Genomic DNA, 11,937 nt, shown 5'->3' with positions numbered 1-11,937 from the left:
ATGAGTATGTTGCGCGCGATCAAAAGAAACCGCCCGAATGTCGACCTGCCCGCAGCCACGCTGATCGCAGCCCAGCGCGGCACCGCGGTCGTCGCGCTCTGCCTTCTGGCCGCATGCGCCACGCGACTCGATCAGGCACCTGTGGTGGACCGCACCGCGCCGCTCGGCACGGCGGCCGCGCAGCCTCCGGTGCCGCTCGGGCCGCCGCCTCCGGGATACTACCGGGTGAAGCCGGGCGATACTCTCTATAGGATTGCGCTCGAAAACGGCCAGAATTATCGCGACATCGCGACGTGGAACAATCTCACCAATCCCAATCAGATCGAGGTGGATCAGTTGTTGCGCGTCGTGCCGCCGGGTGCGAATCCGTCGGCGTACACGCCGGGCGTTGTGACCGCGCCGGTTCCGGGTGTGGGTGCTGCACCGGGCGCAGCGGCAGCAGGCTCGCCTGCGCAGCCGCCGCTCTACGGTCCGGGTGCGAATGCATCGGCGCCTACGGCGGCCGTGCCGCCGCAGCCGGGTGCAAGCGGCGGTGATATGGCCGCGGCGCCAAGTGGCAACATCGCGCTTGCGTGGCCGGTGCGTGGTCCGGTGCTCAACGGCTTCGACGATACGAAGAACAAGGGCATCAATATCGGCGGTGCGCCGGGCGATCCTGTCAAGGCTGCTGGCGATGGGCGCGTGGTTTATGCCGGAAATGGGCTGCGCGGTTACGGCAATCTCATTATCATCAAGCATGACGCGACGTTCTTGACCGCGTATGCACACAACCGGACTTTGATGGTAAAAGAAGGGGATGCGGTCACCAAAGGTCAGAAGATCGCCGAAATGGGCAATACCGACTCGGACCGGGTGATGCTGCATTTCGAAGTACGCCGTCAGGGTAAGCCCGTCGACCCACTGAAGTACTTGCCGCCGCAATAAAAGCGAGCCGACCATGCCGAAATCGAAGCGCCGTCTGCAGCAATCCGAGTCTGACAGCCAAGCCGCCCAGGTTTCGGTGGAGGACGGCGCGCAGGCGGGCGACGACGACACGTCGCCCGACCTCGACGGCGGCCGCGATTTCGAGGAGCGCGACGAGCGCGAGGAACGTGAAGAGCGCGATTCCCCGGCCGACGAAGGTGGCTCGGGCGAGGGCGCCGAAACGGCCGAAGCCGCACCCGACGCCGACGATTTCCGTGCCATGCTGCAGGCCGAACTCACGGCCGACACCATCCAGCATTATCTGAACCGGATCAGCGTGAAGCCGCTCCTCACTGTCGAGGAGGAGCAGCGCTACTCGCGTCTCGCCAAGGCCGGCGAGTTCGAGGCGCGTCAGGTCATGATCGAGCGCAATCTGCGCCTCGTCGTCAGCATTGCCAAGGGTTATCTCAATCGCGGTGTGCCGCTGCTCGACTTGATCGAGGAGGGCAACCTCGGCCTCATGCACGCGATCGAGAAGTTCGATCCCACGCGCGGCTTCCGTTTCTCGACGTATGCGACCTGGTGGATCCGCCAGAGCATCGAGCGCGCCATCATGAACCAGGCGCGCACCGTGCGCTTGCCGGTGCACGTGATTCGCGAGCTCAACCAGGTACTGCGCGCGAAGCGCCATCTGGAGAAGAATTCGCTCAACGCCGACTCGGCCTCGGAGCGGCGTGACGCGAGCATCGACGACATCGCCTATCTCACCGGCAAGACCACCGATGAGGTCACCGACATTCTCGCGCTCAACGAACACACGGCTTCGCTCGACGCGCCGCTCGACCTCGACCCGGCCAGCAGCCTGCTCGACCTGCTTTCGGACGACCAGAGCCAGTCGCCGGATGCCGAAGTGCAGCACCGCGAGCTGGAAACGCTTACACGCGCATGGCTCGGGCGTTTATCCGATAAGCATCGCCACGTCATCGAGCGGCGCTTCGGGCTGAATCATATCGAGCCCGCCACGCTCGAAGAGCTGGCCGACGAGATGGGTCTCACTCGCGAGCGCGTGCGGCAGATCCAGCAGGAAGCGCTGGTGCGCCTCAAGCGCTTTTTCGCATCGAACGGCGTGCGCAAGGACGCCGTTCTCTAAACCCTCGCAGTCCATCTGAATGACAGTTCCTGTACTCGTATTCGACATCGAGACGATTCCCGATGTCGACGGCATTCGCCGTCTCGAAGATCTGCCTGCCACGCTCACCGACACCGAAGTGGCCGAACACGCGTTCGCTGCGCGCCGCGAGAAAACCGGCAGCGATTTTCTGCCGCATCATCTGCAGCGCGTCGCCGCGATCTCGTGTGTGTTCCGCGACGGGCAGGGCTTTCGCGTGCGCTCGCTCGGCACGCCCGAAGACGGCGAAGCGCGCCTGATCGATTCGTTCTACCGCACAATCGAGAAGTACTCGCCGCAGCTCGTTTCGTGGAACGGCGGCGGCTTCGACTTGCCGGTGCTGCACTATCGCGCGCTCGTGCACGGCATTCGCGCGGTGCGCTACTGGGAAATGGGCGACGCGGACCGCGAGTTCAAGTGGAACAACTACATCAGCCGCTACCACACGCGCCACACTGACCTGATGGACCTGCTCGCGATGTACCAGCCGCGGGCGAACGCGCCGCTCGATGCGCTCGCGAAGCTATGTGGTTTTCCGGGCAAGCTCGGAATGGACGGCGGGCAGGTGTGGACCGCATTTCAGGAAGGCCGCATCGAGGAGATCCGCAACTACTGCGAGACCGACGTGGTCAACACGTATCTGCTCTATTGCCGGTTTCAGATGATGCGCGGCGGCTTCACAGAGCGCGAATATGCGGATGAGATTGAGTTTGTGAAGCAGTCGCTCGCCGCCGAAACCGCACCGCATTGGGGCGAGTACCTCGAAGCGTTCGCCGGCTGAGCGCGCAGCCGGCCGATTGCCCCTTAGCCTAGTTCGAGCACGATCGGCTGATGATCCGAAGCCTGGGTCGCGCCGTCGATTTCGCAGCTTCGCAGGCGTGGGCGCAAATCCGCCGTGACAAAGACGAAGTCGCACGCGAGCGGGCCGTCCGACCATTGCTTCGTGTCATAGACGCCGGCCGTGGGCGGCGGCGTCGCGCCGGCGTGCAGCGCGGTCCACGCGTCGATGAAGGCGGGGCTCCCCGCGAGCGGCTCGAGCATGCGTGTGTACGCCTCGCTGCCCCATGCGCTGTTGAAGTCGCCGCACACGATTGCCGAGACGGGGCGCGCGGTGCGGGCGAACGGCCCCGCATCGTTTTCGGCGGGCGCGGGATGCGCTGCGTGATCGGCAGCTTCCTGCTGCAGGCGCCGCAACTCGTCCACTTGTGCGAGCCGTTGGCGCAGCGAGTAGAACTCCAGATGCGTGGTCAGTACGCGCAGCGCGCCGCCCGGCGCGTCGAGCACGGCTTCGAGTGCGACACGCTGCATTGAGGGCGCGGCGGAGTCGGCGGGCCACGGCAGGGCGTGGCGAAACACCTGCGCGGCGGGCAAGCGCGTGGCGAGCGCGTTGCCGAACTGGCGGCGCGGCATCGGCGCCGCGCCTTGATGGGAGCCTGGTGGGTCAAGTTGCGCAGGCAAGTCGGCGCCGATTGCCTCGATGACCGCAAAGCCTGGCAGCAGCGTCCGGAGTTCGGCGAACTGATCGTCGCCTGGACCGCCCGGCAGCGCCCGGAACCCGCGCGTGATTTCCTGCAGGCATAGCACGTCGAAGTCGGCAAGACGCCGCGCCTCGCGCACCGTGCGCGCGAGATCGACGGCGCCAGAAGCGTCGCGGCCCCACTGCACATTCCAGCTGACCAGTTTCATCGGCACGCTCCTCGCATGGCGCGGCGGCGGTTCCCGCACGTGTAACCCTAGCCTGGTTTCTCCTGCCGTGTTGTATGAAGAATATCGTGTGCGAAACGCTGTTCGCCCGCCGGCTGGCACGGGCAGGCGTTTGCACGCAGTGGCGTCGCTCGCTCGAGCGTATTGACGTTAGATCCGGCGACCCTGACACGCGGCGCGCGTCGTGCCGGCAACATGGTTACTGCGGTCGAAATACACGGAGAACGGCACGTTGCGGGCGCTGCCGAGATCGTATTTGCCGAGGTCGTACTGGAAACAGTCTAGGCCGTTGGTCTGGTAGCCGCGATCGGGCGGCCCCATACGCTTGTAGACATCGCTCTGTGTCATGCCCGGCTGGATGGAGGCGACGAGTTGATCGGGCTGGATGGTCGGGCCGCACGCCGCGAGGCCCACGAGCGTCGTTGCGACGAGCGCACAAAGAGGTAGCTTGCTCACTTCGGTTCCGTTGGTGAAGGGGTGGATATCCTTGCCGCCGCAACCGGCGTCAATCTATGGGACGATTCTGAAAGCGTCTGATCGAGCTGCATCAGTCGAACAGAATGGACAGGCCGAACAGCAGCAGCGCGAACAGCGCGATGGGGATCGCGAGGTTGGCAACGCCGAGCAGCAGCCGGCGGTGCGTGCTTGCGCGTCTGGAAGCCAGCGGTTCGGCGACGGTGGCGGCGCCGAGTGCGACAAGCAAAAGCGCGAACGATTGCAGGAAGACGAGGGCAGACATGTTGGCGATTCCTTCGCGTGAGTGGGGCTTATCACGCGTCAGGAATCATCGTAGTGACGGGGGGCAGCGAGCACGATCGGACAAGTTCGAAAACAGCAGCGCCGGGGCGCGGGCGCAGACTTCGACTACAATCTCGCCTTCGCCCACAATTGACTCATCGTCAGTCAGGAATCCGCTGGTGTCTCAAGCTGCCCCCGACCCTCAAGCCGAGCCTGCTCAGGCCGAGCCCATGCCGCCCACGCCCACGAAAAAGCGCAGCAAGCGCGAGCGCCGCGCCGAAAAACGCGCCGCCATCGAAGCCTCGGTCGCTCATGCCCCCATTCTCGAGATCGAGTCGCTCGACATGGAGGCGCGCGGCGTTGGCCGCACCGTCACCGAGACGGGCGAGCCCGGCAAGGTGATCTTCGTCGAGGGCGCGCTGCCGGGCGAGCGCGTGACCTACTCGAGCTACCGCAAGAAGCCCACGTTCGAACAGGCGCAAGTGGTGAGCGTGCTGCGTGAGAGCGCGATTCGCACGAAGCCGCAATGCGCGTTCTTCGGCACCTGCGGCGGCTGCTCGATGCAGCACCTCGACGTGCGTGCGCAGATCGCCGTCAAGCAGCGCGTGCTCGAGGACAACCTCATGCACCTCTCGAAGGTGCGTTCGGATACGATGTTCCGGCCGATTCACGGGCCGTCGTGGGGCTACCGCTATCGCGCGCGCCTCACGGTGCGCAACGTGCCGAAGAAGGGCGGCGTGCTGGTCGGCTTCCACGAGAAGAAGAGCAGCTATGTGGCCGACATGACGAGCTGTGAAGTGCTGCCGCCGAACGTCTCGGCGATGCTCGTGCCGCTGCGCCATCTCGTGGCCCAGCTGTCGATCAGCGATCGCATGCCGCAGATCGAACTCGCCGTGGGTTCGAGCGTGACGGCGCTCGTGTTGCGCATACTCGAGCCGCTCACGGCCGCCGACGAAGACCTGCTGCGCGCGTTCGCCGACGAGCACAACGTCCAGTTCTGGCTGCAGCCGAAGGGCCCGGACACCGTGTTCCCGTTCTATCCGCTCGACAAGGAACTGGACTACACGCTGCCCGAGTTCGGCATTCGCATGCCGTTCAAGCCCACGGACTTCACGCAGGTCAATCACCAGATCAACCGCGTGCTGGTGGGCCGCGCGCTGCGTCTGCTCGCGCCGGAGCCGGGCGACCGCGTGCTCGACCTGTTCTGCGGCATCGGCAACTTCACGCTGCCGCTTGCGCGTCTCGCGCGCGAAGTGGTGGGGATCGAAGGCAGCGACACGCTGACGGCCCGCGCACTGGAAAATGCGCGCGCCAACGGCGTGGACGGGCATACGTCGTTTGCATGCCGCAACCTCTTCGAAGTCACCGCGGACGACATGCGCGCACTCGGCCACTTCGACAAGTTCCTCGTCGACCCGCCGCGCGAAGGCGCGTTCGCCGTTTCCCAGGCGCTCGCGGAAATCGCGCAGAGCGGCAATGGCCCGCTGCCCAAACGCATCGTCTACGTGTCGTGCAGCCCCGCGACGCTCGCGCGCGATGCGGGCGTGCTCGTCAACGAGGCCGGCTACCGGCTCAAGGGCGCGGGCGTGGTCAACATGTTCCCGCACACGTCGCACGTGGAGTCGATCGCGCTGTTCGAGCGCGATTGAGGATGTCAGCGCGGCGCAGGCGCGGAGCCTGTGCCGCCGCAGAAATAAAAAAAACGCCACGGAAAACCGTGGCGTTTTGCTTTCCTGCGCGCCTCAATGCAGAGGCGCGGCGATCACCAGATCTGCCACCAGGACTTGTCTTCCTTGCCTGGGCGCGCGTGACCGGTGATGTACGGGCTGTCCGGGAAGGTGCCGGCGAGCACGCGACGCGTGTCTTCGGCGAGCTGCGGCTGATCGAGCTTCTGATACGACAGGATCATGATATGCAGCGCGTCTTCAATCGCCGGCGCGCTCTTGTAGTCCTGGATCGCGAGCTGCGCGCGATTGATGGCCGCCACATAGGCGCCTCGGCGGTAGTAGTAGTCGGCCGCATGCACTTCGTGCGAAGCGAGCGCGTTCACGATGTAACGCATGCGCTGGGCGGCGTCCGGTGCGTACTTGCTCTGCGGATACTTGTCGACCACGACCTTGAATGCGTCATACGACTCGCGCAGCGACTTCGGGTCGCGCTCGCTCATGTCCTGGCCCGAGAAGCGGCCGAACAGACCCAGGTCGTCGTTGAAGTGGATCATGCCCTTGAGGTAGTACGCGTACGCGACGTCCGGGTGATCCGGGTGCAGCTGGATGAAGCGGTTGATCGCCTGGTCGGCGGCGTCGTTCTCGTTGTCCTTCCAGTTGCAGTAGGCTACGTTGATCTGCGCCTGCTGGGCGAAGTGGCCGAACGGATCGCGGCCCTGAAGTGCTTCAAAATATTTCGCGCACTTGCCCCAGTCGCCGCCGGAGAGCGCATCCTGGGCCTCCGTATATAATTTGTTGTTGTTCCACGCTGCCGTTTCGTCGGTCTTCTCCGGCAGGCCGTGGCAGGCCGCGACGACGGCAATCGCCGCGCCGCAGACAGCAAGGCGAACGACGTTGCCAATCTTGCCGAGCAGGTTTGCTCGCGCCGCGCGCATTGCGTTTCGGTCCACCGCGTGTTGGGCCAGTTTCGTAATCGTGTTCAAGGCTCGCATTTATCCAGTCCAGCTTCAGGTCCACAGGTGACCCAGACTCAATGACCCGTACAGTTATTCCGGGGGCCGGCGCTCCCGGCGCCCAAAACAGCATCAGCGATTATAGCCTGGGCGATGCACCCGATGACGCAGCCGCCAGTGAGGCGTACAACGACGAGCTCGCCGGCGAGGACGCCGGTCGCGCCCCGCGTGCGCGCCGCGACGAGGCCCCGCGCTCGATTCAGGTGCCCGATGAACTCGCGGGCGAGCGCCTCGACAAGGTCCTCGCCAAAGTATTTCCGGAATTTTCACGCAGCCGTTTGCAGGGCTGGATCGAGGAGCAGCGCGTGCGCGTGGACGGCAAGCCGGCCAAGGTGCGCCAGCCGGTGCCGCTCGGCGCGACCATCGAACTCGTGCCGGACCTCCTGCCCGAGCAGCTTGCGTTCACGCCCGAGCCGGTGCCGCTCGACATCGTCTATGAAGACGACGCCATCGTGGTCATCAACAAGCCCGCCGGGCTCGTCGTGCATCCGGCGGCGGGCAACTGGAGCGGCACGCTCCTCAACGGCCTCCTGCATCGGTATGGCGAAGCGGCGGCGGGGCTGCCGCGCGCCGGCATCGTCCATCGGCTCGACAAGGAAACGTCCGGGCTGATGGTCGTCGCGCGCACGCTGCAGGCGCAAACCGACCTCGTGCGCCAGTTGCAGGCGCGCACGGTCAAGCGCCGCTACCTCGCGCTCGTATGGGGCAACATGGCCGACGAAGGCACCATCGACGCGCCCATCGGCCGCGATCCGCGCGAGCGCACGCGTATGGCGGTGATGAAGGGGGCTTCGGGCAAGCCCGCGCGCACGCATTTCCGGCGTATCGACAAGACGCTCTGGCACAACCAGCCCATTAGCGCCATTCATTGCGATCTGGAAACGGGGCGCACACACCAGATTCGCGTGCACTGCGCGCATATCGGCCATCCTTTGCTGGGCGATCCGGTGTATGGCCACGCGCGCGGCAAGCGCTCGGTCGCGGCGCTGCCCGACGGCTTTGCGCGCCAGGCGCTGCATGCGTGGCGCCTCGGCCTCGTTCATCCGGTCACGGGCCGCGCGATGCAATGGCGCGCCGAGGTGCCCGACGACCTGGACGCGCTGATCGAGGCACTTGGCTTCGGCGGCAAAGATGACGAGGACGAAGTCGGCTTCGATGAAGACATGTTCGACAGCGCCTACACCGACGAAGGCTACGTGATCGGCAGCGACGAAGACGATTACGAAGACGACGAAGAAGAAGACGATTCGCAGGACGAGGACAAGCACGCATGACGACCCGCCCGGAACTGACATCCGATGATGTGTTGCATCCCGACTGGCAGGTTTCGCCGCGTGTGCGCGCGCTGGTCACGACGCGTAACGGCGGCGTGAGCGAGCCGCCATTCGGTCGTTGGCAGGCGGCACAGGGCGGTGAAAGCGGTGAGGGCATCGATCTTCCCGGCGGCCTGAATCTGGGCCGCGGCTCCGGCGACGATCTCGCGCACGTCGAGGCGAACCGCGAACGGCTGCTCGCGCATGCGGGCGTGCCTGCCGCGTGGCTCAAGCAGATCCACGGTCCCGTCGTGGTCGACGCCGCAGCCGCGCTTGCCGCCGCGCGCAAAGGCGCGCCGCTCGAAGCCGACGCGAGCGTCACCGCCGAGCCCGGCATCGCCTGCACGGTGATGGTGGCCGACTGCATGCCCGTCCTGCTGTGCGATGGCGAGGGCCGCGCCGTAGGCGCCGCGCACGCGGGTTGGCGCGGGCTGGCTGCGGGCGTCATCGAGCGCACCGCCGAGCGCGTCGCCGCGCTCGCAGGCTGTGCGACTGCAGACCTCCACGCCTATCTCGGCCCCGCCATCGGGCCCACGGCCTTCGAGGTCGGTGCAGACGTGCGTGACGCGTTCATGACTCATGTGGAGCATGTCGATGCGGCACAACGCGACGCGCACCGCGCGGCCACCGCGGCGGCCTTCGTCGCGCGCCCCGAGGCAAGCGGAAAATACCTCGCCAATCTTCCAGCACTCGCGCGGCTGCGCCTCGATACGCTCGGGCTGCGCCACGTCAGCGGCGGCGACATGTGCACGGTTACGCTGCGCGAGCGTTTCTACTCGTACCGGCGCGATCGCGTCACCGGCCGCATGGCCGCGTTGATCTGGCTCCACCCCTGACTTTGCCGCACCGCGCCGCCGTGACGCAACGCGGCGGCGCGTCGTGAACCGGACGATGATTTGTTGCGCTGCAGCGATTCCCGCAAAGCGCCATGTGCCACCCAGCGCGCGTCGAATCCCTATCTGCCGCATTGCACTGCAAGCGCTTGCCGCCACGGCGGATTTTTGTGCGCCAGACCGCACAACGATATGTCGCGACAGTTAAACAATTGATTACATCGGGAAAACGATAATTAAAAAAATATCGCAGCGCGGCAAAATCGGGCACAAGCATTGACACGCTTTGCAATGGGGAGCAAGAATGTCCCTCACCCACGGGACAGGTCGTGACGAGCGCCGCAACGGCGTCCGTATGCGTACCACCTGCCTCTCAACCAGTCCTTCGGGACACATCGGTCAAAAGCAGGCATGACGGCATCTCAACGTTCCAAGACTGCCCCGGGCTCGGGCGCTTCAACTGATGGTGCAACGCGCGGCAATCCGCCTTTCGCCCCCGACGCAGCAGGCATGCAGCACTATCTCGACGCGTGGACGAACGCCTGGAAGAGCGCCCTGAATGCTGCGCAGCAAACGGGCGGCGCGGCGCAGCAAGCACCTTTTGCGGGACTGGCTGCCAACTGGTGGCCGTCGACGGGCAACGGTGCGTCGAGCAACCCCTTCGCTGCGGGCAATCCCTTCGCCGCGGGCAATCCCTTTGCTGCAGGCAATCCCTTCGGCGGCGCGAACCCGTTCGAAGGTTTCAAGCTTCCTACGGCGTCGATCGAACCTACACGGCTGCAGCATCTGCAGGCGGAATATTCGCGCGACGCGCTCGACTTGCTGCGCCAGGCCACCGACACCACGCCCAAAGCGCCCGAACTCAAGGACCGGCGCTTTAGCTCCGACGCCTGGAAGGCAACGCCCGCGTACGCGTTCACGGCGGCGTGGTATCTGCTCAACGCGCGCTACCTGCATGAGCTCGTCGACGCGATCGATACCGATCCGAAAACGCGCGAGCGCATTCGCTTCGCCGTGCAGCAGTGGACGGCGGCAGCCTCGCCCAGCAATTTCCTCGCGCTCAATCCCGACGCGCAGAGCGCCTTGCTCGAGACGCACGGCGAGAGCCTGCGCCAGGGTGTCATGAACCTGCTCGGCGACATGTCGCGCGGCAAGATCTCGCAAACCGACGAATCGCGCTTCGTGGTGGGCCGCAATCTCGCGACCACCGAAGGCTCGGTCGTGTTCGAGAACGCGCTCTTCCAGCTGATCCAGTACAAGCCGCGCACGGCCACCGTGCGCGAGCGGCCGCTCTTGATCGTGCCGCCGTGCATCAACAAGTACTACATCCTCGACCTGCAGCCCGAGAACTCGCTCGTCGCCTATGCGCTGGAGCAGGGGCAACAGGTGTTCCTCGTCTCGTGGCACAACGGCGACGCGTCGATCGCGGACCGCTCCTGGGACGACTACATCGAAGAGGGTGTGCTCACGGCGATCGAGACGACGCGCAGCATCAGCGAGCGCGAGCAGATCAACACGCTCGGCTTCTGCGTGGGCGGCACGCTGCTCGCTACGGCGCTGGCGGTTGCGGCGGCGCGCGGTGAACATCCTGCTGCGTCCATGACGCTGCTCACCGCGATGCTCGACTTCGGCGACACGGGCGTGCTCGACGTGTTCGTCGACGAAGCCCACGTGCAGATGCGCGAGCAGACCATCGGCGGCAAGAATGGCGGCACGCCGGGCCTCATGCGCGGCGTCGAGTTCGCCAACACGTTCTCGTTCCTGCGGCCCAACGATCTGGTCTGGAACTACGTTGTCGACAATTACCTGAAGGGCCGTACGCCCGCGCCGTTCGACCTGCTGTTCTGGAACAGCGACTCGACGAGCCTGCCGGGGCCGATGTACGCGTGGTACCTGCGCAATACCTACCTGGAAAACAAGCTGCGTGAGCCCGGCGCGCTCACGGTATGCGGCGAGGAAGTGGATCTTTCGCGCATCGACGTGCCGACGTTTATCTACGGCTCGCGCGAGGACCATATCGTGCCGTGGCGCACGGCTTACGCGTCGATCCCGCTACTTTCCGGGCCGCTGAAATTCGTGCTTGGCGCATCGGGCCATATTGCAGGCGTGATCAACCCGGCGTCGAAGAACAAGCGCAGCTTCTGGAGCATCGAGGCCGACGCGAAGCATCTGCCGGAAGAGGCCGACGACTGGTTTGCCGCCGCTGAGGAGAAACCCGGCAGCTGGTGGCCGACCTGGGCCGAATGGCTCGAGCAGTACGGCGGCAAGAAGGTGAAGCCGCGTGCGCAAGCCGGCTCGGCGGAATTCCCCGAGATCGAGCCGGCGCCGGGGCGTTATGTGCAGCAACGCGATTGAAACGATCGAAGCGATTCGAGCGCTTGATCCGCTTGCTGCGGAATTCGGATTAACAACTTGACGGGCGGGGCGCATGGCGCGCCTTCAAGCCGCCCGGAGGATCTGGAAATGACTGACATTGTGATCGTTTCGGCCGCACGTACGGCAGTTGGCAAATTCGGCGGTTCGCTCGCGAAGGTGGCGGCGCCTGACCTGGGTGCGATCGTCATCAAGGCTGCGCTCGAGCGCGCAGGCGTGAAGCCG

Annotated in this window: 11 protein-coding genes and 1 pseudogene; 8 read left to right on the top strand and 4 right to left on the bottom strand. The window is 65.4% G+C overall.

The window, feature by feature from the left end:
* The 3 genes from U5A58_RS37565 to U5A58_RS37555 are packed head-to-tail and all read left to right on the top strand — an operon-like array spanning position 1 to position 2,852.
* Entirely contained in the window at positions 1–924 is a 924-nt protein-coding gene (locus tag U5A58_RS37565) for a peptidoglycan DD-metalloendopeptidase family protein (protein WP_321917185.1), read from the top strand.
* Positions 925–937: 13 nt separating this feature from the next.
* The gene (rpoS, locus tag U5A58_RS37560) at positions 938–2,053 is read left to right on the top strand and encodes an RNA polymerase sigma factor RpoS (protein ID WP_321917182.1); all 1,116 of its coding nucleotides are present in this window, start codon (positions 938–940) and stop codon (positions 2,051–2,053) included.
* Between the two features lie 19 nt (positions 2,054–2,072).
* Complete coding sequence (locus tag U5A58_RS37555) at positions 2,073–2,852, top strand: 3'-5' exonuclease (protein WP_321965112.1); 780 nt, start codon at positions 2,073–2,075, stop codon at positions 2,850–2,852.
* A gap of 23 nt (positions 2,853–2,875) precedes the next feature.
* Here the strand turns inward: U5A58_RS37555 and U5A58_RS37550 are convergent, their stop codons facing one another.
* From U5A58_RS37550 to U5A58_RS37540, 3 genes are all read right to left on the bottom strand, one after another.
* On the bottom strand, positions 2,876–3,757 hold the full coding sequence (locus tag U5A58_RS37550) for an endonuclease/exonuclease/phosphatase family protein (RefSeq protein WP_321965111.1): 882 nt from the start codon (positions 3,755–3,757) through the stop codon (positions 2,876–2,878).
* 168 nt (positions 3,758–3,925) lie between these two features.
* On the bottom strand, positions 3,926–4,231 hold the full coding sequence (locus U5A58_RS37545) for a hypothetical protein (RefSeq protein ID WP_321917177.1): 306 nt from the start codon (positions 4,229–4,231) through the stop codon (positions 3,926–3,928).
* A gap of 91 nt (positions 4,232–4,322) precedes the next feature.
* Positions 4,323–4,514: a hypothetical protein gene (locus tag U5A58_RS37540; RefSeq protein ID WP_321965110.1), complete on the bottom strand. Its 192-nt coding sequence runs from the start codon at positions 4,512–4,514 to the stop codon at positions 4,323–4,325.
* Positions 4,515–4,743: 229 nt separating this feature from the next.
* Between U5A58_RS37540 and rlmD the strand changes: the two genes are divergently transcribed.
* A complete protein-coding gene (gene rlmD / locus U5A58_RS37535; RefSeq protein WP_321965137.1) occupies positions 4,744–6,162 on the top strand; it encodes a 23S rRNA (uracil(1939)-C(5))-methyltransferase RlmD in 1,419 nt (472 codons plus the stop codon).
* A gap of 113 nt (positions 6,163–6,275) precedes the next feature.
* On the opposite strand, the gene U5A58_RS37530 is transcribed toward rlmD, so the two are convergent.
* On the bottom strand, positions 6,276–7,115 hold the full coding sequence (locus U5A58_RS37530; RefSeq protein ID WP_415765986.1) for an outer membrane protein assembly factor BamD: 840 nt from the start codon (positions 7,113–7,115) through the stop codon (positions 6,276–6,278).
* Positions 7,116–7,213: 98 nt separating this feature from the next.
* Between U5A58_RS37530 and U5A58_RS37525 the strand changes: the two genes are divergently transcribed.
* The 4 genes and pseudogenes from U5A58_RS37525 to U5A58_RS37510 form a co-directional block, all read left to right on the top strand.
* Positions 7,214–8,467, top strand: a complete 1,254-nt coding sequence (locus U5A58_RS37525; RefSeq protein ID WP_321965109.1) for an RluA family pseudouridine synthase — start codon at positions 7,214–7,216, stop codon at positions 8,465–8,467.
* The gene (gene pgeF, locus U5A58_RS37520) at positions 8,464–9,342 is read left to right on the top strand and encodes a peptidoglycan editing factor PgeF (protein WP_321965108.1); all 879 of its coding nucleotides are present in this window, start codon (positions 8,464–8,466) and stop codon (positions 9,340–9,342) included. Before U5A58_RS37525 ends, pgeF begins: the two co-directional genes overlap by 4 nt.
* A gap of 408 nt (positions 9,343–9,750) precedes the next feature.
* Positions 9,751–11,694, top strand: a complete 1,944-nt coding sequence (phaC, locus tag U5A58_RS37515; protein ID WP_321965107.1) for a class I poly(R)-hydroxyalkanoic acid synthase — start codon at positions 9,751–9,753, stop codon at positions 11,692–11,694.
* A 108-nt stretch (positions 11,695–11,802) separates the two neighbouring features.
* Positions 11,803–11,937, top strand: a pseudogene (locus U5A58_RS37510) (acetyl-CoA C-acetyltransferase); the annotation flags it as partial.

The organism is Paraburkholderia sp. J7 (assembly GCF_905220155.1).
Taxonomy (GTDB): Bacteria; Pseudomonadota; Gammaproteobacteria; order Burkholderiales; family Burkholderiaceae; genus Paraburkholderia.
Note: the sequence above shows the minus strand (reverse complement) of the source record. Positions and strands in the feature narration are given on the sequence as shown.